This window comes from Aeromicrobium sp. IC_218 (genome assembly GCF_004336805.1).
Lineage (GTDB): Bacteria > Actinomycetota > Actinomycetes > Propionibacteriales > Nocardioidaceae > Aeromicrobium.
Window position 1 is genome coordinate 229,362 of sequence record NZ_SJXM01000004.1, and the last position, 22,391, is coordinate 251,752.

The 22,391-nt window shown below is 73.3% G+C and carries 19 protein-coding genes; 13 read left to right on the top strand and 6 right to left on the bottom strand.

Annotated features, from left to right (window positions below):
* The first annotated feature begins 16 nt into the window (after window positions 1–16).
* The gene (locus tag E0W78_RS07005; protein ID WP_131403136.1) at window positions 17–1,480 is read left to right on the top strand and encodes an MFS transporter; all 1,464 of its coding nucleotides are present in this window, start codon (window positions 17–19) and stop codon (window positions 1,478–1,480) included.
* A gap of 114 nt (window positions 1,481–1,594) precedes the next feature.
* Here the strand turns inward: E0W78_RS07005 and E0W78_RS07010 are convergent, their stop codons facing one another.
* The gene (locus E0W78_RS07010) at window positions 1,595–2,098 is read right to left on the bottom strand and encodes a hypothetical protein (RefSeq protein WP_131403137.1); all 504 of its coding nucleotides are present in this window, start codon (window positions 2,096–2,098) and stop codon (window positions 1,595–1,597) included.
* 98 nt (window positions 2,099–2,196) lie between these two features.
* Here E0W78_RS07010 and E0W78_RS07015 point away from each other — a divergent pair, with 98 nt between their 5' ends.
* The 3 genes from E0W78_RS07015 to E0W78_RS07025 are packed head-to-tail and all read left to right on the top strand — an operon-like array spanning window position 2,197 to window position 3,604.
* Window positions 2,197–2,559, top strand: coding sequence for a metalloregulator ArsR/SmtB family transcription factor (locus E0W78_RS07015; RefSeq protein ID WP_131403138.1), 363 nt, complete (start codon window positions 2,197–2,199; stop codon window positions 2,557–2,559).
* A complete protein-coding gene (locus tag E0W78_RS07020; RefSeq protein WP_207392668.1) occupies window positions 2,556–3,044 on the top strand; it encodes an SRPBCC family protein in 489 nt (162 codons plus the stop codon). The genes E0W78_RS07015 and E0W78_RS07020 overlap by 4 nt, the downstream gene beginning before the upstream one ends.
* Window positions 3,041–3,604 (top strand): TIGR03086 family metal-binding protein, encoded by a 564-nt coding sequence (locus E0W78_RS07025; protein WP_131403139.1) that lies wholly within the window; start codon window positions 3,041–3,043, stop codon window positions 3,602–3,604. The genes E0W78_RS07020 and E0W78_RS07025 overlap by 4 nt, the downstream gene beginning before the upstream one ends.
* Before the next feature lie 105 nt (window positions 3,605–3,709).
* Here the strand turns inward: E0W78_RS07025 and E0W78_RS07030 are convergent, their stop codons facing one another.
* Together E0W78_RS07030 and E0W78_RS07035 are read right to left on the bottom strand one after the other, a co-directional pair.
* Window positions 3,710–4,510, bottom strand: a complete 801-nt coding sequence (locus E0W78_RS07030) for a thioesterase family protein (RefSeq protein ID WP_242686262.1) — start codon at window positions 4,508–4,510, stop codon at window positions 3,710–3,712.
* The gene (locus E0W78_RS07035; protein WP_131403140.1) at window positions 4,501–5,109 is read right to left on the bottom strand and encodes a hypothetical protein; all 609 of its coding nucleotides are present in this window, start codon (window positions 5,107–5,109) and stop codon (window positions 4,501–4,503) included. Before E0W78_RS07035 ends, E0W78_RS07030 begins: the two co-directional genes overlap by 10 nt.
* A 164-nt stretch (window positions 5,110–5,273) precedes the next feature.
* On the opposite strand from E0W78_RS07035, the gene dnaK reads away from it, so the two are divergent.
* The 5 genes from dnaK to E0W78_RS07060 all read left to right on the top strand — a co-directional run bounded on the left by dnaK (window position 5,274) and on the right by E0W78_RS07060 (window position 9,788).
* Entirely contained in the window at window positions 5,274–7,121 is a 1,848-nt protein-coding gene (gene dnaK / locus E0W78_RS07040; RefSeq protein ID WP_131403141.1) for a molecular chaperone DnaK, read from the top strand.
* Window positions 7,118–7,717 carry a nucleotide exchange factor GrpE gene (gene grpE, locus E0W78_RS07045; protein WP_207392669.1) on the top strand — a complete coding sequence of 200 codons (600 nt, stop codon included), beginning with the start codon at window positions 7,118–7,120 and terminating at the stop codon, window positions 7,715–7,717. Before dnaK ends, grpE begins: the two co-directional genes overlap by 4 nt.
* Before the next feature lie 14 nt (window positions 7,718–7,731).
* The gene (gene dnaJ, locus E0W78_RS07050) at window positions 7,732–8,853 is read left to right on the top strand and encodes a molecular chaperone DnaJ (RefSeq protein WP_131403142.1); all 1,122 of its coding nucleotides are present in this window, start codon (window positions 7,732–7,734) and stop codon (window positions 8,851–8,853) included.
* On the top strand, window positions 8,853–9,230 hold the full coding sequence (locus E0W78_RS07055) for a helix-turn-helix transcriptional regulator (RefSeq protein ID WP_131403143.1): 378 nt from the start codon (window positions 8,853–8,855) through the stop codon (window positions 9,228–9,230). The genes dnaJ and E0W78_RS07055 overlap by 1 nt, the downstream gene beginning before the upstream one ends.
* 168 nt (window positions 9,231–9,398) lie before the next feature.
* Window positions 9,399–9,788, top strand: coding sequence for a hypothetical protein (locus E0W78_RS07060; protein ID WP_131403144.1), 390 nt, complete (start codon window positions 9,399–9,401; stop codon window positions 9,786–9,788).
* 4 nt (window positions 9,789–9,792) lie between these two features.
* On the opposite strand, the gene E0W78_RS07065 is transcribed toward E0W78_RS07060, so the two are convergent.
* Both E0W78_RS07065 and E0W78_RS07070 read right to left on the bottom strand, forming a co-directional pair.
* On the bottom strand, window positions 9,793–10,230 hold the full coding sequence (locus tag E0W78_RS07065) for a hypothetical protein (protein WP_131403145.1): 438 nt from the start codon (window positions 10,228–10,230) through the stop codon (window positions 9,793–9,795).
* A 50-nt stretch (window positions 10,231–10,280) separates the two neighbouring features.
* Entirely contained in the window at window positions 10,281–11,177 is an 897-nt protein-coding gene (locus tag E0W78_RS07070; RefSeq protein ID WP_131403146.1) for a LysR substrate-binding domain-containing protein, read from the bottom strand.
* A gap of 105 nt (window positions 11,178–11,282) precedes the next feature.
* On the opposite strand from E0W78_RS07070, the gene E0W78_RS07075 reads away from it, so the two are divergent.
* From E0W78_RS07075 to E0W78_RS07085, 3 genes are all read left to right on the top strand, one after another.
* Complete coding sequence (locus E0W78_RS07075; protein ID WP_131403147.1) at window positions 11,283–14,714, top strand: bifunctional proline dehydrogenase/L-glutamate gamma-semialdehyde dehydrogenase; 3,432 nt, start codon at window positions 11,283–11,285, stop codon at window positions 14,712–14,714.
* Between the two features lie 115 nt (window positions 14,715–14,829).
* Window positions 14,830–18,234, top strand: coding sequence for a pyruvate carboxylase (locus E0W78_RS07080; protein ID WP_131403148.1), 3,405 nt, complete (start codon window positions 14,830–14,832; stop codon window positions 18,232–18,234).
* A gap of 134 nt (window positions 18,235–18,368) precedes the next feature.
* Window positions 18,369–19,820 (top strand): diguanylate cyclase, encoded by a 1,452-nt coding sequence (locus E0W78_RS07085; protein WP_131403149.1) that lies wholly within the window; start codon window positions 18,369–18,371, stop codon window positions 19,818–19,820.
* Between the two features lie 70 nt (window positions 19,821–19,890).
* On the opposite strand, the gene E0W78_RS07090 is transcribed toward E0W78_RS07085, so the two are convergent.
* A complete protein-coding gene (locus E0W78_RS07090; RefSeq protein ID WP_131403150.1) occupies window positions 19,891–21,426 on the bottom strand; it encodes an AMP-binding protein in 1,536 nt (511 codons plus the stop codon).
* A gap of 97 nt (window positions 21,427–21,523) precedes the next feature.
* On the opposite strand from E0W78_RS07090, the gene E0W78_RS07095 reads away from it, so the two are divergent.
* On the top strand, window positions 21,524–22,351 hold the full coding sequence (locus E0W78_RS07095; RefSeq protein WP_131403151.1) for a LuxR C-terminal-related transcriptional regulator: 828 nt from the start codon (window positions 21,524–21,526) through the stop codon (window positions 22,349–22,351).
* Window positions 22,352–22,391 lie beyond the last annotated feature (40 nt).

Sequence of the window (22,391 nt, forward strand, 5' to 3'; positions counted from 1 at the left end):
GGCATAGAACCGAGCCATGACCTCGCAGGCCGACAACCGCAAGAGCGCCGAGCTCGGGCGCATCACGACCGACGTCCCCGCCCGCATGGACCGGCTCCCGTGGGCACGCTGGCACTGGCTGATCATCATCGGCCTGGGGACGGTGTGGATCCTCGACGGGCTCGAGGTGACCATCGTCGGCAACCTGTCGAGCGTGCTGAAGTCCGACGACGGGCTCGGGCTGTCCAGCGCCGACATCGGCCTGGCCGGCGCGGTCTACGTGACCGGCTCGTGCCTGGGCGCGCTGTTCTTCGGCCAGCTCACCGACCGGTTCGGCCGCAAGAAGCTGTTCATCGTGACGCTGGTGGTCTACCTGGTCGGCACGGTGCTCACCGCCTTCTCGATGAACCTGGCCTGGTACCTGGCCTGCCGGTTCCTCACCGGCGCGGGCATCGGCGGCGAGTACGCAGCGATCAACTCGGCCATCGACGAGCTGATCCCGGCCCGCTACCGCGGTCGCATCGACATCACGATCAACGGCTCGTACTGGCTCGGGGCCGCCGGCGGCGCGCTGCTGACCATCCCGCTGACCGACCCGAACGTCATCGACGCCGGGCTCGGCTGGCGCCTCACGTTCGCGCTCGGCGCCTTCCTCGGCCTGGCCGTGCTGTGGGTGCGCCGCAACGTGCCCGAGAGCCCGCGCTGGCTGTTCATCCACGGCCGCGAGGACGAGGCCGAGCGCATCGTGCGCGACATCGAGGACACGATCGAGCGCGAGGACCACCTGACGCTCGACCCGGTCGACGAGACCCTCACGATCCGCCAGCGCCGCACCATCAGCGTCGCCGAGATCGCACGCACCGTCTTCACGCTCTACCCGAAGCGCACCGTGCTGTGCCTGTCGCTGTTCGCCGGACAGGCGTTCCTCTACAACGCGTTCTTCTTCACCTATGCCGACACCCTCTCGACGTTCCTGGACGTGAAGCAGACCGGCTACTACGTGGCCGCGTTCGCGCTCAGCAACTTCGTCGGCGCGCTGGCGCTCGGCCCGCTGTTCGACAAGGTCGGGCGCATCCCGATGATCTCGGGCACCTACATCGCGTCCGGCCTGCTGCTCGCGGTGGCCGGATTCGTGCTCGGCGACCTCACCGCGGTGACGCTGACGATCTTCGGCATGGTCATCTTCTTCATCGCCTCGGCGGGCGCGAGCTCGGCGTACCTGACCGCCAGCGAGGTCTTCCCGATGGAGACGCGCGCCCTGTGCATCGCGTTCTTCTACGCCGTCGGCACGGCGCTCGGCGGCATCGCCGGCCCGCTGCTGTTCGGCCGGCTCATCGACGCGGCCAGCGAGAGCGGCGACATCACCGGCATCGCGCCGGGCTACTTCATCGGTGCGGCCCTCATGGTCGCGGCCGGCGTCGTGGCGATCTTCCTGGGCGTCCGCGCCGAGGGGCAGTCGCTGGAGAACATCGCCAAGCCGCTGACCGCCGAGGACGCCTGACCGCGTCCCTCACCCGAGCCCCGCGCTGCCGCGACGTGTGACGCCCTCGACGTCGGTGGGCGCGCGCCCCCGTCCGAAGCGACACACTTCGCGGCGGAGCCGGGCCGGGGTGACCTAGGAGTCGTGGCCGCCCTGGAGCCAGGCGCGCTGCATGGCGACGTTGAGGGCGGCGACGACGGACGCGACCTGCTCGGCCACGAAGCCGTTGAGCCGGTCGCGCAGCGAATCGACCGGCTGCGGGTGGACGTCGCGCACGTCGATCGGCAGCGAGCGGTCGGTGCCCTCGCGCAGGAGCAGCAGGTCGCTCACGTCCGCGCCGCCGAGCGCCGGCCACACCGTCACCCAGACCTCGGCGTGGGCGGGCCGGGACGAGCGGGAGCGCGCGAGCACGTGGGTGGTGATGGCGCCCGCGGCCGGACGCCGGTAGCCGGGCGGCGGCGAGAGCCGGGGCGCACGGTCGGTCGCGACCTCGATGTCGAACTCGTGGGCCAGCCGGCGGCCGATCTGCGCGACGGCGGTGTCGGTCACGAGGGCCTGCAGGCGCTCGGCCGCGGCGTCGAGCTGCTCGTAGGTCAGCCCACCGCGTCCGGCCAGCAGTGCGTCGAAGCCGTCGGTCACGTGGTCAGTAGGCCATGCCGGACGTTCTTCAACCAACTGGTTGACGACCGGGGATGACGGGCGTACGGTCGTTGTCAACCAATCAGTTGAGGAACGACATGACGGACCAGCTCTCCCAGGTGTTCGCGGCCCTCGCGGACCCCACCCGCCGCGACATGGTCGCCCGGCTCGCCGACGGCGACGCCACGGTCGGCCGGCTCGCGGAGCCGTACGACGTCAGCGTCCAGGCGGTCTCCAAGCACCTCAAGGTGCTGGAGGACGCGGGCCTGGTGTCGCGCGGCCGGAAGGCGCAGACCCGTCCGGTCCACCTCGAGGCGGAGGTGCTCGACCTCATGACCGCATGGATCGAGCGGTACCGGCGCCGGGCCGAGGAGCGCTTCGCGCGCCTCGACGCGGTGCTCGCCGAGATGGACGCCCCCGAGCAGCAGGAGACCCCGCAGAAGAAGAAGGACGCATCATGACCACCACCCGCACCCAGGCGACGATCGAGGCCGACCCGACGCTGCCGATCATCCGCATCACGCGCGACTTCGACGCCACGCCGGCCCAGCTGGTCCGCGCGCACACCGATCCCGAGCTGTACGCCCGCTGGGTCGGGCCGCACGGCATCGAGACCCGCATCGACCACTGGGACGCCCGCACCGGCGGCAGCTGGCGCTTCGTCAACGTCCACGACGGTCAGGAGTTCGGCTTCCACGGCTGCTTCCACGAGGTCCGCGAGGACCGGCTCGTGCAGACGTTCACCTTCGAGGGCATGCCCGACGAGGTGTCGCTGGAGACGATGACGTTCGAGGACCTCGGCGACGGGCGCACTCGCCTGCGCACCCAGTCGCTCTGCGACAGCATGGAGGGCCGCGACGCCTGGCTGCGCAGCGGCATGGAGGGCGGCGTCAACGACGGCTACGCCAAGCTGGACGACCTCCTGGCCGCCGGGCAGGTGTCGTGACGACGCCGGCGACCTGGCACCGGCGGGTCGCGGACTCGTTCGGCGACCGCGTGCGGGGCGTCCGCGACTGGGACGTCCCGGCCCCGGTCGACGGCTGGGTGGCGCGCGACGTCGTCGACCACCTGGTCACGTGGCTGCCCGGCTTCCTGTCCGCCGGCGGGGTCGAGCTCGAGCCCGTCCCGCCGGTGGCGGACGACCCGGTCGCCGCGTGGGCCGCGCACGAGCAGCACGTCCAGGCGCTGCTGGAGTCGCCGCGCGCGGAGCAGGACTTCACCCACCCGCACGCCGGCACGCGACCGCTCGGCCGGGTCGTCGAGGACTTCTACGTCGCCGACGTCTTCATGCACACCTGGGACCTCGCCCGTGCGACCGGCCAGGCCGACCTGCTCGACCCCGGCTACTGCGCGGCGCTCCTGCGCGGCATGCAGCCGATCGAGGACGTGCTGCGCTCGTCGGGGCAGTACGGCCCGGCCGTGCCGGTGCCCGAGGACGCGCCGGTCCAGGACCGGCTGCTCGGGTTCATCGGCCGCGACCCCGCCTGGCGTCGCCCCGCCCGATGAGCCGTCATCCCGCTCCCTGAGCCTGTCGAAGGCGGCTTCGACAGGCTCAGCCAGCGGGGACGGCTTCGACAGGCTCAGCCAGCGGGGACGGGCTCGGTGTCGGGTTCAGCCGGCGGCGCCGGGACGGACCGTGAGCGCCTGGGTCGACGTGCCGAGCGGGCCGGCCTCGTCGTGCAGGACGCTCGTGGTCGCGCCGAGCCCGCCGGCACCGAACGACACCCGGGTGTCCAGGCCCAGCCAGGCACCGGTGGGCGGCCGCAGCAGGTGCGCGGTGAGGTCGACGTTGGGGAACGCGACCTCGCGTGGGTCCTGGCGCACGGTCATGCCGTTGGCGATGTCGAGCAGCCCGGCGAGCCGGGCGGTGTCGCTCGCCGGCTCGCCGGCCAGCAGCGGCACGTCCGTGCGCACCCAGACCTGGGCGCGTCCGGGCTCGTGCTGGCGGCGGCGCACCTGCGCCGACGCGATGAAACCGCCCGGCCACACGGCCGACGCGTCCCATGGCTCGAGCGCCTCGGGCGGGTCGATCGGCTCGAGCGCCGTGCCCGCGACGGCCTGGCTGTCGGTCGGCTGCAGCAGCCAGGCCCGCAGCCGGACGGCGTCGCGGCCCTGCTGGGCGAGGGTCGCCTCGACCAGCTCGATCGTCCGACCGGGCCGGACGACCTCCACGCGAGCGTCCATCTCGGCGATCGGCATCGTGCCGAGGATGTCGAACGACAGCCGCGCGACGACGAGCCCGTCGTCGCGACGGCGGTCGCGGTCCTGCTCGACCAGGTGGGTCAGCAGGCCCAGCGCCGGGGCGACGTGCTGCTCGCTCGTGCTCCAGGCGCCGCCGGTGTGCTCGGTGGCGCGGAACGTCCGCTCGTCCAGGCGCTCGAAGTACGCCCCGGAGCGCGTGGTCAGCTCCACGTCCAGGTGGTCATGACGCTCTCGGCGAGCTCGGCCTGGGCGTCCGGCGTGGTCGACGCCGGGAACGAGAAGGTGACGACCCAGCCCTTGTCGTCCTTGGCCAGGAAGTACTGGCGCGTGCGGTAGGTGACGGCGTTCTGCGAGGCCTCGGCCGAGATGACGCCGGCCTCCTCGCCCGCGACGGTGAAGCGGTCCTGCTCCTGCACGTCCTTGAAGCCCATCGTCTCCAGCTGCTTGACGGTGGCCGGGACGACCTCGTCGACCGAGCGGCTCTGGAACGCCGGCTCGGGCAGGACGTTGACGTTGGTGGTGAAGCCGTCCTGCGCCTCGGTGGCGGCGTAGGCGATCTCCGGGTCGTAGCCGGGGATCTGGTCGGTCACGTCGCGCCAGCCCTCGGGCGCGGTGAACGAGAACGCGTCGGTCTCGGCCTTCTCACCGGTCGCCGGGTCGACGGCCGGTGCGGACGGCGACGCCGACGACGAGCTCTCCGATCCCTTCCCGGACCCCTCGTCGCCGCCGTCGTCGGAGCTGCAGGCGCCCAGGACGGCGAGGGCGGCGATCGAGACGAGGGCGGTGCGGGTACGGGTCAGGGGAGTCATGCCAGCACCGTATTGGTCCGCGCACGGGCCCGCCCGACGAGGTGCGGAACCCGGGAATGATCCGGACGTGGAGCAAGTTGATACATTCAGACTCAAGTCAGTTGACGAGCATCTCGGCAACGACACACAGACCTAGCACCACCCGATCCGCAGGAGGAAACACCATGGCACGTGCCGTCGGAATCGACCTGGGTACGACCAACTCGGTCGTCGCCGTGCTCGAGGGCGGCGAGCCCACCGTCATCGCCAACGCCGAGGGCGCTCGCACGACGCCGTCGGTCGTCGCCTTCGCGAAGGACGGCGAGGTCCTGGCCGGCGAGGTCGCCAAGCGTCAGGGCGTCACCAACAACGACCGCACCTTCCGCTCGGTCAAGCGCCACATGGGCAGCGACTGGAAGACCGAGGTGGACGGCAAGACGTTCACCCCGCAGCAGATCTCGGCCTTCGTGCTGCAGAAGCTCAAGCGCGACGCCGAGGCGTACCTGGGCGAGCCGGTCACCGACGCGGTCATCACCGTGCCGGCGTACTTCAACGACCACCAGCGCCAGGCGACCAAGGAGGCCGGCGAGATCGCGGGCCTGAACGTCAGCCGCATCATCAACGAGCCCACCGCCGCCGCGCTCGCGTACGGCCTGGACAAGGGCGAGACCGAGCAGACCATCCTGGTCTTCGACCTGGGCGGCGGCACGTTCGACGTCTCGCTGCTGGAGATCGGCGACGGCGTCATCGAGGTCAAGGCCACCAGCGGCGACAACCACCTCGGTGGTGACGACTGGGACAACGCGGTCACCGACTGGATCGTCAGCTCCTTCAAGTCCAAGACGGGCATCGACCTGACCAAGGACAAGATGGCGATGCCGCGCATCCGCGAGGCCGCCGAGCGCGCCAAGATCGAGCTCTCCAGCTCGTCCTCGACGTCGATCAACCTGCCCTACATCACGGTCGACGCGGACAAGAACCCGCTGTTCCTGGACGAGACGCTGACCCGCGCCGAGTTCGAGAAGATCACCGCGGACCTGCTGGAGCGCACCAAGGCGCCGTTCCACAACGTCATCAAGGACGCCGGCATCAAGGTGGCCGACATCGACCACGTCGTGATGGTCGGCGGCTCGACCCGCATGCCCGCCGTCTCCGAGCTGGTCAAGCAGCTCACCGGCGGCCGTGAGCCCAACAAGGGCGTCAACCCCGACGAGGTCGTCGCCGTGGGCGCCAGCCTCCAGGCCGGCGTGCTCAAGGGCGAGGTCAAGGACGTCCTGCTGCTCGACGTCACCCCGCTGTCCCTCGGCATCGAGACCAAGGGCGGCATCATGACCAAGCTGATCGAGCGCAACACCACGATCCCGACGAAGCGCTCGGAGGTCTTCACGACCGCCGACGACAACCAGCCGTCGGTCGCGATCCAGGTCTACCAGGGCGAGCGCGAGATGGCCTCGGCCAACCAGCTGCTGGCCACGTTCGAGCTCACCGGCCTGCCGCCGGCGCCCCGCGGCGTCCCGCAGATCGAGGTCACGTTCGACATCGACGCCAACGGCATCGTCAACGTCTCGGCCAAGGACCGCGGCACCGGCAAGGAGCAGTCGATGACGATCACCGGCGGCTCGGCGCTGTCGAAGGACGACATCGACCGCATGGTCAAGGACGCCGAGCAGTACGCCGAGGAGGACCGCCAGCGCCGCGAGCAGGTCGAGACCCGCAACCAGGCGGAGTCGCTCGCGCACTCGACGGAGAAGTTCCTGAACGAGAACGGCGACAAGGTGTCCGACGACGTCAAGGCCGAGGTGCAGTCCGACCTCGACGCCCTGCGCGAGGCGCTGAAGGGCGACGACGCCGACGCCGTCCAGGCCGCGTCGACGAAGCTGGCCGAGTCCAGCTCGAAGATGGGCCAGGCGATGTACGAGGCCGCCGCGCAGCAGGCCGAGGCCGAGGGCGCGACCGGTGGCGAGCCCACCGACGGCGACGACGACGTCGTCGAGGCCGAGATCGTCGACGAGGACGAGAAGGACACCAAGTGACGGACCCGGCCGACCAGGTCCCGATGGGGGAGGAGCCCGCGGTGGACGCCGCCGCGGACTCCGCCCCCCAGGGGACGGACGAGAACCCGGCTGGTGAGCAGGTCGACGAGACCGCCGACCTGCGCCGCCAGCTCGACGAGCGCACGGCCGACCTGCAGCGCCTGCAGGCCGAGTACGTGAACTACAAGCGCCGCGTCGACCGCGACCGCGAGCTCGTGCGGGCCCAGGGCGCCGAGAAGGTGCTCGGCTCGCTGCTCACGGTCATGGACGACATCGGCCGGGCCGGCGAGCACGGCGAGCTGACCGGCGGCTTCAAGGCCGTCGCCGACTCGCTGCAGCAGGCGCTCAAGGCTCACGGCCTGGAGTCGTTCGGGCAGGAGGGCGACGTGTTCGACCCGAACCTGCACGAGGCGGTCTTCCACGCCGGCGAGTCGGCCGAGGTCAGCACCACCACGGTGCACTCGGTCATGCGCACGGGCTACAAGGTCGGCGAGCGCGTGCTGCGCCCGGCGACCGTGGGAGTGGTCGAGCCCGCCGCCGGTGGGAACGAGAACGAGGAGAGCGCGGCGCCCGCGGACGCCGCCGACGAGAGCTGAGGAGGTGACGCGCGATGAGCTCGTCTGACCACGGATCCAAGGACTTCTACCAGATCCTCGGGGTGTCCAAGGACGCGACGCAGGCCGACGTGAAGAAGGCCTACCGCCAGCTCGCGCGCGAGAACCACCCCGACTCGCACCCCGGCGACAAGGCCGCCGAGGAGCGCTTCAAGGACGTCTCGGAGGCCTACTCGGTCCTCTCGAACCCCGAGAAGCGCAAGCAGTACGACGAGCAGCGGACGCTGTTCAGCCAGTTCGGCGGCGGAGGGGCCGGGTTCCCGGGCGGCGCGGGGGTCGACTTCGACCTCGGCGACATCCTGGGCGGCTTCTTCGGCGGCGGACGCGGCCCGCGGGGTGCCCGCACCCGGGCACCCCGCGCCCGCCGCGGCGACGACGTCGAGACCGAGGCGACCCTGACGTTCGAGCAGGCCGCCGAGGGCGCGACGCTGCCGCTGCGCACCGCCAGCGAGGAGCCGTGCGGCACGTGCCACGGCACGGGCGCGCGTCCGGGCACCGTCCCGAAGGTGTGCCCGCGCTGCGAGGGCAGCGGCGTGCAGACCGGGGCGTCCGGCGGCGTGTTCGCCATGACCGAGACCTGCACCCAGTGCCACGGTCGCGGCCTGGTGGTGGAGCACGCATGCGACACCTGCCGGGGCTCGGGCCGGGCGCCGTCGGCGCGCACCATCACGGTGCGCGTGCCCGCGGGCGTCAAGGACGGCCAGCGCATCCGGCTCAAGGGCAAGGGTGGCAAGGGCGAGAACGGCGGCCCGGACGGCGACCTGTTCCTGGTCGTCCACGTGACCCCGCACCCGGTGTTCGGGCGCAAGGGCGACCACCTCACCGTGACCGTCCCGGTCGCGTACGACGAGGCCGTGCTCGGGGCGCAGATCAGCGCGCCGACGCTCGACGGCGCGCGCGTGACGCTCAAGGTGCCGGCCGGCACCCCGTCCGGTCGCACGTTCCGCGTGCGCGGCAAGGGCGTCGCCACCAGCAAGGCGACCGGCGACCTGCTGGTCACCGTGCAGGTGCACGTGCCGGACGAGCTGACCGACGAGGAGCGCGCCGCCGTCGAGGCGCTGCGCGCGGCGCGGGGAGGACGTAGCCCGCGCGACGACGAGTTCGAGAAGGTGTCGTGATGGACGCGTTCGTCCCGCCGGGACCGGAAGCGAAGGTCTTCGTGATCAGCGTGGCCGCCGAGCTGTCGGGGCTGCACCCGCAGACCCTGCGCACGTACGACCGGCTCGGCCTGGTCGAGCCGGCCCGCACGGGCGGCGGCGGCCGGCGCTACTCGCTGCTCGACATCGAGCTGCTCCGCGAGGTCGCCAGCCTGACGTCGGAGGGCGTCGGGCTCGAGGGCGTCAAGCGGGTCATCGAGCTGCGCAAGCAGGTGCAGTCCCTGGCCGAGCGGGTCGCCGAGCTCGAGGCGCAGGTCGCGGCGTCCGGCCAGGTGCGCAACCTGCCGGTGCCGTTCCCCGGCACCCACGTCACCGTCTGGCGCCGCACCGGCCGCTGAGCCGGCCCTCGCCGGCCCGTCGGCGGTGAGCAGGGAACCTCACCGCATCGGCGGCGGTGAGCAGGCAACCGAGTGGGACGGCCTTTCGGTTGCCTCCTCACCGTTCCCGCTCCACGTAGATGACACGAACCGCGTCCCTCGGGGCGCGGTTCGTGTCATCGTGCGTCCATGACGACGTCCGCCCGCCGCACGGTCGCGCTCGTCCTGGCGGTCCTGGCGCTGTTCGCGTCGATCCCGGAGATCTACCTGCTGCCGGACGTCCCCGGCGCGGGATGGCGCGAGGGCGCCCTCGTCGCCGTGAAGTGGGTCAGCGCCGGGCTCGCGGTCGCTGCCCTGGCCGTCGGCCGGACGGCCCGGACGATGCTGGCGCTGGGTGCAGCCGGGTCGGGCTTCGCCGGCTTCTGCTGGCTCGACCCGGAGGGCTGGTTCTTCGCCGGGGCGTACGCCACCGCGGTGACGATGGTCGTGCTGCTCGTCGCGGTGCTCTGGATCGCGACGGTCCGTGCCGTCCCGCCCGAGGACCAGATGCTCGACCTGCGCGGCCCCTTCCTGCGCTGAGCCCTCAGGCGCGGCGGAAGAGGTAGATGCCGACGGTCTTGCCGGTCACGGCGATGCGCTGGCCGGTGGTGACGAACTTGTCGGTGGACTCCTGGCCGGTCTGCACGAACACGTAGCCGACGTGCTCCAGGCGCCAGCCGACCTGCTCGATCGCGCCGAGGACGCCGAGGTGCGCGTCGGTGCGCCGCTCGTTCGCGCGAGCCTCGCCGAACGTCGCGACGCCCTGCGTCTGGCCGACGTCGAGCTGGATCTCGAAGAACGCGTGTCCGGCCGCGTGCGCCGACTCGGCCCGGCCCAGCGGGCTCGCCGCGTGCTCGCGGGCTGCCTTCTCCTGAGCGGCCTGCGCCTGCTGCGCGGCCCGCGCCTGCTGCTGGGCGGCCTCGACGCGCTCGCGCTCGGCGCGCTCGGCGGCGCGCTCCTCCTCGGACTTGAACAGACCCATGGCCCGCACCCTAGGGGCCGCCGACCCCGCCGCGGGCCGGAACCGACCAGTCAGCGCGAGTGGGCGACGGCGCGCTCCAGCGCGTCACGGCACGCCCGCAGGCCCGGGCTCGCCGCCGACCCGCGCCGCGCGGCCGTGAACACCGTCCGCTGCGGGTCACCCGGCAAGGGGTGCAGCGCGACCGGCGGCTCGTGCCGCAGCCACAGCAGGTCGGGCAGCAGCGCCACCGCGTTGCCGTTCTCGACCAGGCGGACGTGCGCCTGCAGGTCGGCGGTCTCGTAGCGGACGTCCGGCTCGAAGCCCGCGACCCGGCAGGCCTGCTCGGCGTGGTGGCGGGACGCGACGCCGCGGGGCTCCATCACCCACGGGACGTCCGCGGCGTCCTCGATGCGACGCAGCCCGGCCCACGGCCCCACCCTCGGCACGGCCAGGCGGATGGCGTCGCGGGTGAGCTCGACCCGGTCCAGCTCGGGGTGGTGGGGCGCGGCGTGCCCGGGGTACTGCTCGGCGATGACCAGGTCGAAGTCGCGCGCCCACGTGTCGTGGAGGGCCGACTCCGGCTCGCGCTGGGTCATCGAGACCCGTAGTCGCGGGTGGTCCTGGGCCAGCGCGTCGAGCGCCTCGGGCATGAACGCCAGCGCGGCGGACTGGAACACCGCGATGCGCACCGACCCGGCCGCCTCCTCCAGCGACGCGGCGAGGTCGGACTCGGCCAGCTCCAGGCGTTCCAGCACGGCGGCCGCGTGCTCGACCAGGATCTCGGCCTGCGGCGTCAGCCGGACGCGGCGCCCGGCCTTGATCAGCAGCGGCACGCCGACCTCGCGCTCGAGCAGCGACAGCTGCTGCGAGACCGAGGACGGGCTCTGGTGCAGCGCGGCGGCGACGTCGCCGAGGGTCCCGCGCAGGGCGAGCTCGCGCAGCAGGCGCAGGCGGCGGACGTCAAGCACGGGGATCCTTCGAGTTCGCTTCACGGTATCGGTCAGAAAAGATCGCTTTACCTTAACGGAGCGTGCGTCCGAGACTGGTCCGGCCATCCCCACGAAGGAGCACCGATGACCGCCCTGGACGCCATCACCCCCGCGCGCCCGCCCCTGGCCGACGAGACCGTCGCGCTCGTCGAGCGGTGGCTCGCCGAGGCCGCCGACATCGCGCCCGACAAGGCGGCGCTCCGGCTCGCCGGCCTGCTCAAGGACCCGAGCGGCCTGCCCTTCACGGTCGGCTTCGTCGACGGCGTCGTGCGCCCCGACGACGTCCGCGTCGCGGCGCACCGCCTGCGCGAGCTGGCCCGCGACGTCCCGGCGTTCCTGCCCTGGCACCTGCGGGCGGCCGTGCGCCTCGGCGCCGCCACCAGCGCCGTCGCCCCGTGGCTGGTCGTGCCGATGGCCCGGCGCGCGCTGCGTCAGATGGTCGCCCACCTCGTCGTGGACGCCCGCCCGCGTCCGCTCGGACGCGCCATCGCGCGCATCCGCGGGCGGGGAGCGCGGCTCAACGTCAACCTGCTCGGCGAGGCCGTGCTCGGCCAGCACGAGGCCGACCGCCGGCTCGAGGGCACCCGCCAGCTGCTCGAGCGCGACGACGTCGACTACGTCTCGATCAAGGTCTCGTCCACCGTCGCGCCGCACCCGGCCTGGGCGTTCGACGAGGCCGTCGCCCACGTCGTCGACCGCCTGCGCCCGCTGTTCGAGCTCGCCGCCGCCGCACCCGTGCCGAAGTTCATCAACCTCGACATGGAGGAGTACCACGACCTCGACCTCACGATGGCGGTCTTCACCACGCTGCTGGACGAGCCGGCGCTGCGCGGGCTCGAGGCCGGCATCGTGCTGCAGACCTACCTGCCGGACGCGCTCGGCGCGATGATCCGCCTGCAGGACTGGGCGGCCGAGCGTCGCGCGGCCGGCGGCGCCGCGGTCAAGGTGCGCGTCGTCAAGGGCGCCAACCTGCCGATGGAGCACGTCGGCGCGCAGGTCCACGGCTGGCCGCTGGCCACCTGGGACACCAAGCTCGACTCGGACGTCAACTACAAGCGCGTCCTGTCGTGGGCGATGCGTCCCGAGCGCATCGCCAACGTCCGGCTCGGCGTGGCCGGCCACAACCTGTTCGACGTCGCCCACGCCTGGCTGCTGGCCGGTGAGAGGGGCGTCCGCGACGGCGTCGAGATCGAGATGCTGCTCGGCATGGCCCAGGGCCAGGCCGAGGTCGTCCGCCGCGAGGTCGGCGGGCTGCTGCTCTACACGCCGGTCGTGAAGCCGGCCGAGTTCGACGTGGCCATCGCCTACCTCGTGCGCCGGCTGGAGGAGGGCGCGAGCGCGGACAACTTCATGTCGGCCGTGTTCGACCTGCACGACGACCCGCGCCTGTTCGCCCGTGAGCGCGACCGCTTCCTGGCCTCGCTGGCCCGCGTGGACGAGGTCGTCCCCCTGCCGCGCCGCACCCAGGACCGCCGCGAGCCGGCCGCCGAGGTGCCGGCCGCGTTCGACAACACTCCCGACTCCGACCCGTCGCTGCCGGGCAACCGCGTCTGGGCGCGCGAGCTGCTGGCCCGCGTGCCCGGCTCGACGCTCGGCGTCGACCTGGTCGAGAAGCACACGGTCCGCGACGCGGCCGCGCTCGAGGACGTCCTGGCGTCGGCCCACGCGGCCGGCGTCGCCTGGGGCGCCCGCTCCGGCGCCGAGCGGGCCGACGTCCTGCTGGCCGCCGCGCGCGTCCTGGAGGACCGCCGGGGCGAGCTCATCGAGGTCATGGCCTCCGAGGCCGGCAAGACGCTCGAGCAGGCCGACCCCGAGGTCTCCGAGGCGATCGACTTCGTCCGGTACTACAGCGAGCGGGCCCGCGAGCTCGACGAGGTGGACGGCGCCGAGCACGTGCCGGTGCCGCTCACCGTCGTCACGCCGCCGTGGAACTTCCCCGTCGCCATCCCGTGCGGCTCGATGGTCGCCGCCCTCGCGGCCGGCTCGGCCGTCGTCGCCAAGCCGGCACCGCAGTCCGCGCGCTGCGGCTCGGTCGTCGTCCAGGCGCTGTGGGACGCCGGCGTCCCCACGGACCTGCTGCAGCTCGCGCACGTCGAGGAGGGTGAGCTCGGCCAGGCGCTCGTCGCCGACCGCCGGGTCGACCGGGTCATCCTCACCGGCGCGTACGCCACCGCCGAGCTGTTCCGTTCGTTCCGCCCCGACCTGCCGCTGCTGGCCGAGACGAGCGGCAAGAACGCCATCGTCGTGACCCCGAGCGCCGACCTCGACCTCGCGGTCAAGGACGTCGTGGCGTCCGCCTTCGGGCACGCCGGCCAGAAGTGCTCGGCCGCCTCGCTGGTCATCCTGGTCGGCGGCGTCGCCCGCTCGCGCCGGTTCCGCGCCCAGCTGCTGGACGCGGTCAGCTCGCTCAAGGTCGGGCTGCCGAGCGACCCCACGGCGACCGTCGGCCCGCTCATCGAGCCGGCGTCGGGCAAGCTGCTCGAGGCGCTGACCACCCTGCGCGACGGCGAGAGCTGGCTGGTCGAGCCGCGCCGCCTGGACGAGGACGGCTGGCTCTGGACGCCCGGCGTGCTGGAGGGCGTGCAGCCCGGCTCGACCACGCACCGCGTCGAGTTCTTCGGCCCGGTGCTCGGCATCATGACCGCCGAGACGCTCGACGAGGCGCTGGCGATCCAGAACGGCGTCGACTACGGCCTCACCGCGGGCCTGCACTCGCTCGACCCGGCCGAGATCGGCCGGTGGCTCGACGGCGTCCAGGCCGGCAACCTCTACGTCAACCGCGGCATCACCGGCGCGATCGTGCGCCGCCAGCCCTTCGGCGGCTGGAAGAAGTCGGCCGTCGGCGCGGGCACGAAGGCCGGCGGGCCGCACTACCTCGTGGGCCTGTCGGACTGGCGTCCGCGTCCGTCCACGGCCACCGCCGCGCCGAAGGGCGACGCCGCCCGGCTGACCGACGTGGCCGTCGCCGCGGGCCTCCCGGCCGACGACGTCGCGCGCCTGCAGCGCTCGTTCGCGAGCGACGCGGCCGCCTGGGACTCGCTCCTCGGGGTGCCGGTCGACCCGAGCGGCCTGGCCGTCGAGCGCAACGTGCTGCGGCACGTGCCCGTGCCGGTCACGGTCCGCGCCGGGCTCGGCGCTCCGGTGGTCGAGGTCCTGCGGGTCCTCGGCGCCGGTCTGGTCGCCGGGTCGGCGGTGGACGTCTCCGTGGCCGAGCGGCTGCCCGAGCCGGTCGTCGAGCTGCTCGCCGGCCGGGGCGTCCGGGTCGCGGTCGAGCCGCTCGACGCCTGGCAGCAGCGCCTGGCCCAGTGGGACGGCGCGTCCCGGATCCGGGTGCTCGGCGACGAGCGCGGCGTGGTCGAGGCGGCCACCGGCGGACGTCCGGACCTGGCCGTCTACGCCGGCCCGGTCACCGAGGCCGGACGCGTGGAGCTGCTGCCGTTCGTGCACGAGCAGGCGATCAGCATCACCGCGCACCGCTTCGGCACGCCCGACCACCTCACCGACGCGCTGCTCTGACGCCGTCCCACCCGTGGCCGGAACCGGACGCCACGGGTGAGACGGCCGTCCGGGCCGTGGGACGCGGCGGTAGGTTGTGGTCACCGACACGACCCCAGCCGGTGAGGACGTCCCTGTGTTCCAGAAGATCCTGGTGGCCAACCGCGGCGAGATCGCCATCCGTGCGTTCCGCGCCGCCCACGAGCTCGGCGCCCGCACGGTCGCCGTCTTCCCGTACGAGGACCGCGGCTCGGAGCACCGCGTCCGCGCCGACGAGGCGTACGAGATCGGCGAGCGGGGCCACCCCGTGCGCGCCTACCTCGACCCGCAGGCGATCGTCGCCGCCGCCCAGCGGGCCGGCGCCGACGCCGTCTACCCGGGCTACGGCTTCCTGTCGGAGAACCCCGAGCTGGCCGAGGCGTGCGCCGCGGCCGGCATCACGTTCATCGGTCCGCCCGCCGACGTCCTGCGCCTGACCGGCAATAAGGCCCGCGCCATCGCCGCGGCCAAGGCGGCCGGCGTCCCGGTGCTCGCGTCCGTCCCGCCGTCCGCGGACGTCGACGAGCTCCTGGCCGCGGCCGACCAGCTGACGTTCCCGCTGTTCGTCAAGGCGGTCGCCGGTGGTGGCGGTCGTGGCATGCGACGCGTCGACGACCCGGCGAAGCTGCGCGAGTCGATCGAGGCCGCGATGCGCGAGGCCGACGGCGCCTTCGGCGACCCGACCTGCTTCATCGAGGAGGCCGTAGTCGGCGCCCGCCACATCGAGGTGCAGGTGCTGGCCGACACCCAGGGCCACGTCGTGCACCTGCGTGAGCGCGACTGCTCGGTGCAGCGCCGCCACCAGAAGGTCGTCGAGATCGCCCCGGCGCCGTTCCTGGACGTCGAGACCCGCGAGGCCATGTGCGCCGACGCGGTCCGCTTCGCCCGCGAGATCGGCTACTCCTGCGCCGGCACCGTCGAGTTCCTGCTCGGCGCGGACGGCCGCTACGTCTTCATCGAGATGAACCCGCGCATCCAGGTCGAGCACACGGTGACCGAGGAGGTCACCAACGTCGACCTCGTCCAGGCCCAGATCATGGTCGCCTCGGGCATGGCGCTGTCGGACTTCGGCCTGGACGACCAGAGCCGCATCCGCGTCCGCGGCTACGCGCTGCAGTGCCGCATCACCACCGAGGACCCGGCCAACGGCTTCCGTCCCGACACCGGCACGATCACCACCTACCGCTCGCCGGGCGGCCCGGGCGTGCGCCTGGACGGCGGCACGGTCTACACCGGCGCGTCGGTCAGCCCCCACTTCGACTCCATGCTCAGCAAGATGACCTGCCGCAACCGCGACTTCGGGTCGACGGTGCTGCGCGTGCGCCGCGCCCTGCGCGAGTTCACCGTCGGCGGCGTCTCGACCAACATCGGCTTCCTGCAGAGCCTGCTGGCCCACCCCGACTTCACCGCGGGCGCCATCACGACGTCGTTCATCGAGGACCACCCCGAGCTGCTCGAGACCCGCGGCGACCTCGACCCGGCCGAGAAGCTGCTCGCCTACCTGGCCGACGTGACGGTCAACCGTCCGCACGGCGAGGCGCCGGTGCAGCTCGACCCGGCAACCAAGCTGCCCGACCTGTCGGTCTGGGGACGCTCGCTGGACGAGGAGCCGCCCGCGGGCACCCGCCAGCAGCTGCGCGAGCTCGGACCCGAGCGCTTCGCCGCCGCCTGGCGCGCCAGCGAGACGGTGGGCGTCACCGACACGACCTTCCGCGACGCCCACCAGTCGCTGCTCGCGACCCGTGTCCGCACCCGCGACCTGGTGCGCGTGGCCCCGCACGTCGCCCGCCTGACGCCGCAGCTGTTCAGCGTCGAGGCCTGGGGCGGCGCGACGTACGACGTCGCGCTCCGCTTCCTCAAGGAGGACCCGTGGGAGCGCCTGGCGCGCCTGCGCGAGGCGATGCCGAACGTCGCCATCCAGATGCTGCTGCGCGGCCGCAACACCGTCGGCTACACGCCCTACCCGACCGAGGTGACCACCGCTTTCGTCCAGGAGGCGGCCGACACCGGCATCGACGTCTTCCGCGTCTTCGACGCGCTCAACGACGTCAGCCAGATGCGTCCGGCGATCGAGGCCGTCCGTGAGACCGGGACGACCGTCGCCGAGGTCGCGCTCTGCTACACCGGCGACCTGTCCGACCCGGGCGAGAAGCTGTACACGCTCGACTACTACCTGCGCCTGGCTGAGCAGATCGTCGACGCCGGCGCGCACGTCCTGGCGATCAAGGACATGGCCGGCCTGCTGCGCGCCCCCGCGGCCCGCACGCTGGTCACCGCCCTGCGCGAGCGCTTCGACCTGCCGCTGCACCTGCACACCCACGACACCCCGGGCGGCCAGCTCGCCACGATCGTCGCGGCGATCGACGCCGGCGTCGACATGGTGGACGCCGCGTCGGCCTCGCTGGCCGGCACCACGAGCCAGCCGCCGCTGTCGGCCCTCGTCGCGGCCACCGACCACTCGGCCCGCTCGACCGGCCTCGACATCGATGCGGTCAACGCGCTCGAGCCCTACTGGGAGGCCGTCCGCCGCCTGTACGCGCCGTTCGAGTCGGGCCTGCCCGCGCCGACCGGCCGCGTCTACCGCCACGAGATCCCCGGCGGCCAGCTGTCGAACCTGCGCCAGCAGGCCATCGCGCTGGGCCTGGGCGAGAAGTTCGAGCAGATCGAGGACATGTACGCCGCGGCGAACGACATCCTCGGGAACGTCGTCAAGGTGACCCCGTCCAGCAAGGTGGTCGGCGACCTCGCCCTGCACCTCGTCGCCGTCGGCGCCGACCCGAAGGCGTTCGCGGACGACCCCGCGTCGTTCGACATCCCCGACTCGGTCATCGGCTTCCTGTCCGGCGAGCTCGGCGACCCGCCCGGCGGCTGGCCCGAGCCGTTCCGCACCAAGGCGCTGCAGGGCCGCACCGCCGCCCCGCGCGTCGAGGAGGTGGCCGAGGACGACCTGCGCGCCCTCGCCGAGCCCGGTGACACGCGCCGCCGCACGCTCAACCGCCTGCTCTTCCCCGGCCCGACGTCGGACTTCGAGCACGCGGTGGCCGAGCACGGCGACCTGTCGCTGCTGCCCACCGACGCGTTCTGGTACGGACTGCGGTCCGGCCACGAGGTCGAGGTCGAGATCGACGAGGGCCGCCTGCACCTGTTCGACGTCGAGGCCGTCGGCCCCGCGGACGAGAAGGGCATGCGCACCGTCCTGGGCACCGTCAACGGACAGCTGCGCCCGACCCAGGTGCGCGACCGCTCGGTCGAGTCCCAGGTCGCGGCGTCCGAGAAGGCCGACCCGCAGGACCCGAGCCACGTCGCGGTCCCGTTCGCCGGCGCCGTCCACGCGCTGGTGGCCGAGGGCGACACCGTCGAGGCGGGGCAGACCGTGGCCACGATCGAGGCCATGAAGATGGAGGCCGGCATCACCGCTCCGCGGGCCGGACGCGTGGCACGGCTGACCGTCCGCGACACCCGTCAGGCCGAGGGCGGCGACCTGCTGCTCGTCCTGGAGTGAGCGACCCGTCCGTCCGGGCCATGCCGGGCATGGCCCGGACGGGCCATTTCCGGATGACGGACTCGCTTGGCCGGGCGACGCGCCGATGGCCGGTACTACCGTGATGGTTCGTCACGGATGACGGGGGCCAGGCAATGACGCGGAGCACGGAGGCGGCGATCCAACGGTCGCGCGTCGAGCAGCTGCTGGCGGTGACCCGCGAGATCGTCGCGGGCTCCGAGCTGCCGGTGGTCCTCGCGTCGATCGCCCGGGCCATCCGCACGGTGGTCGAGTTCGATGCCGTGGCCATCGCCCTGACCGACGCCGCCGGCGACCTCGAGGTCGTGGTCGTGGAGGGTCCCGACGAGCTGCGCCAGCACATGCTGGGCCGGGTCGGCCCGCGGGCGGAGTACGACGCCCTCATGGACTCGTGCGAGCCGCGCGGACGCCTGCTGTTCCTGGTGGGCGGCGACGACCCCGAGGTCGGCCTGCCGACGTGGCGCTCCGGCGACGACGACTGGTACGCCCGCCGCGCCGACGACCCGCACGCGTGGGGCGTCGACGACGGCCTCTACGCCCCGCTGCGCGACCGGGACGGTGCGCTCATCGGCCTGGTCAGCGTCGACCTGCCGGTCTCCGGCCGGGCTCCGGACGACGAGCAGTGCGCCATGCTCGAGCTGCTGGCCCGTCAGGCCGAGCAGAGCATCGAGGCGCACCGGCGGCTGGCCAAGACCGAGCACAACGAGCGCATCTTCCGCCGTGCATTCGACTCCTCGCCGGCCCCGGAGGCCGTCGTCGACCCGGCCCAGCGCCTCACCTACGTCAACCGTCGCTTCGTCCGCGAGCTCGGCCAGGTGCCCGACGTCGCCGCCCTGGCCTCGCTGCTCACCCCGGCCGAGGGGGAGCGGTGCGTCTCGGAGGTCGTGGGCGAGCTGCTCGCCGAGGGGGCCGAGCGCACCAGCGGACGCCTCGTGGCGTCCCGCGAGCGCGCCGACGGCACGCGGGTCTGGTACCAGGTGCGCGTCCACGCCGTGCTCGATCCGCTCGGCCGCAGCTACCGGGCCATCTGCTCCTTCGCCGACATCACCGCCGAGCGCGAGACGCAGGCGTGGCACGAGCGGGCCGCCGCGCACGACCCGCTGACCGGCCTGCTCAACCGGCGGGGCGGCGCCCACGCCGTGGCCGAGCTGCTCGCGCGCGCCGACGCCGGCGTGCTCGGGGTGCTGGCCTGCGACCTGGACGGCTTCAAGGCGCTCAACGACGAGTACGGCCACGGGTTCGGCGACGACGTGCTGGTCGCCCTCGCCCCGCGGCTGCGCGGGGTCGCCGGCGACGACGCGGTCGTCATGCGCCAGGGTGGCGACGAGTTCGCCGTGCTGGCGGTGCTGCCCGACGACGACGGGGTCGCCGCGCTGGCCGACCGGATGGTCGCGGCGTTCCTGGACCCCGTGCGGGTCGGGACGGTCGCGGCCGACCTCGGCGTCAGCGTCGGGGCGGCGTCGGCCCCGGTGCACGCGCGGCCGACGGTGAGCGAGCTGCTCGACACGGCCGACGCGGCGCTGCTGCGGGCCAAGCGGGCGGGCAAGGCCCGCTTCGAGCTCGCCTGACCCGGGGCCTCGACGGGCTCGGGCCTCGACAGGCTCGGCCAGCGGTGGCCGAGCCGGTCGAGGGGACCTCTCAGTGCACCTGGCGCTCGTGGCCCGCCCAGAACGGCTGGCGCAGCTTGAACTTCTGCAGCTTGCCGGTGGCCGTGCGCTCGAGGGCGTCGCGCAGCTCGATGCGCTTGGGGCACTTGTAGCCGGCCAGGTGCTGGCGGGTGTGCGCGATGAGTGCCGCGTCGTCGACCGGCTCGGCGTCCGGGTCGAGCACCACCAGTGCCGTGACGAGCTCGCCCCACTTCTCGTCCGGGATGCCGATGACCGCGACTTCCTGCACCGACGGGTGGAGCATCAGCGCGTCCTCGACCTCGATCGAGGAGACGTTCTCGCCGCCGGTGATGATGACGTCCTTCTTGCGGTCGGCGATGGTCAGGTAGCCGTCCTCGAAGGTGCCGCCGTCGCCGGTGTGGAACCAGCCGCCGGCCTGCGCCTCGGCGGTCGCCTCGGGGTTCTCCCAGTACGCCTCGAGGTTGTGGTTGCTCTGGGCCAGCACCTCGCCGGAGTCGTCGACCATGACCCGGACGCCGACCGCCGGCGCCCCGGCCCGGCCGAGCAGGCGCGCCTGGGCCATCGGCTCCAGGTCGTCCCACTCCTCGCGCATGCGGCTCATGGTGAGCAGGGGAGCGGTCTCGGTGAGGCCATAGATCTGGATGAACTCCCAGCCCAGGTCGGCCCGCACCTGCTCGATCGTGCGGGTCGGGGGCGGCGCCCCGGCCACGACGATGCGCACCCGGTCGCGTCCGGGGACCTCGCCGTCCCAGTCCTTCGCGGCCGCGAGCACGGAGGCCACGACGGCCGGAGCCGCGCACAGGTAGGTGACGCCGTGCTCGTCGATGCGGCGCAGGATCTCGGCGCCGTCGATCTGGCGGATGACCACGTGCTTGACGCCCATGCCGGTGGCGCTGAACGGCTGGCCCCAGCCGTTGGCGTGGAACATCGGCAGGGTGTGCAGCAGCACGTCGCGGTCGTTCACGCCGAGCTGCCAGCCGAACACGGTGGCGTTGACCCACAGGTTGCGGTGCGTCATCTGCACGCCCTTGGGTCGCGCGGTCGTGCCGGACGTGTAGTTGATCGTCGCCGTCGCGGCCTCGTCCGGCTCCCACGGCCGCGGCTCGGTGCTCGCACCCCAGATGCGGTCGTCGTCCTCGCCCAGCACGAAGACGTGCTTCGCCGTCACGCCCTCGTCGAGCAGGTGCCGCACGGCGGGGTCGACCAGCAGCACCTCGGCGCCGGAGTGCTCGACGATGTACTTCACCTCGGGCGCAGCCAGGCGGAAGTTCACGGGCACGAGCACGCGTCCCCAGCCCGAGACGCCGAAGAAGCTGGTCAGCAGCCGGGCCGAGTTGTGCGACACGATCGCCACTCGTCCGCCCACGGGAACGCCCAGCTCGTCGAGCGTCGCGGCCTGGCGGCGCGCCCGGCGGCCCATCTCGGCGTAGGTGATCTCGCCCCAGGACTCGGCGGGCTGGTCGGGCTCGTCGACGACGGCGACGCGGTCGGGGTAGACCGTGGTCGCGCGGTCGAGGAAGTCGCGGACGGTGAACGGGAAGTACATGCTGCCTCCGGTCGGTGCGGGATCGGCCTGTGACGGCGGTCACGTACCATTGAGCCAGCCGTCCCCGACCCCTGCCACCCCCGGAAGGGTGTGAACCGTGGCGACCTCCGCACCCGCCGAGCGCGACGCCGACGCCCTGCGCACCTGCCTGCGCGGCCTGCGCGCCGAGCTGCCCGTCCCGCTGTTCTTCGCCGGGCTCGGCGACGAGGAGGCGGCGGTCCAGACCGAGCTGCTGGGCCAGCGCACGTCCGGGCTGCGCAACCTGCGGGTGCGTCGCGGCTCCGGTCTCGGCGGACGCGCGCTGGCCGAGGGGCGTCCCGCCGCCGTGCGCGACTACCGCACGGCGCGCGGCATCACCCACGAGTACGACCGGCCGGTGCTGGGGGAGGGCGTCACGTCGATCCTGGTCGCCCCGGTCGTCGTCACCGGCACCGTCCGCGGGCTCGTCTACTGCGGCTCGCGCGGCTCCGAGACGCTCGGCGACGCGGCCCTGCGCGTGGTGGCGCCGCACGTGCGACGCCTCGCCGACGAGATCCGTGTCCGCGACGAGGTCGACCGACGCGTCGAGGCCGCCGCCGCCTGGACCCGCGAGCGCGACCCGCGCGAGGTGGCCTCGCTGCGCGAGCTGCTCGCCGAGCTGCGCACCATCGCGTCCGAGGTGGACGACCCCGCGCTGCGCGAGCGGCTCGACGGGCTGGGCGACCGGCTGGTGCCGACCACGCCGGAGCAGCGGGTGCTGACCCGGCGCGAGCTGGACGTCCTCGGGCTCGTCGCGCTCGGGTGCGGCAACGCGGAGGTGGCCCACCGGCTCGACCTGGGGCTGGAGACCGTCCGCAGCTACCTGCGCAACGCGATGCGCAAGCTCGACGCCCACTCGCGGCTCGAGGCGGTCACCGCCGCCCGCCGCCGCGGCGAGCTCCTGTAGGCGTACCCCGCTCCTCGAGCGGCACAACCCGCTCCTCGAG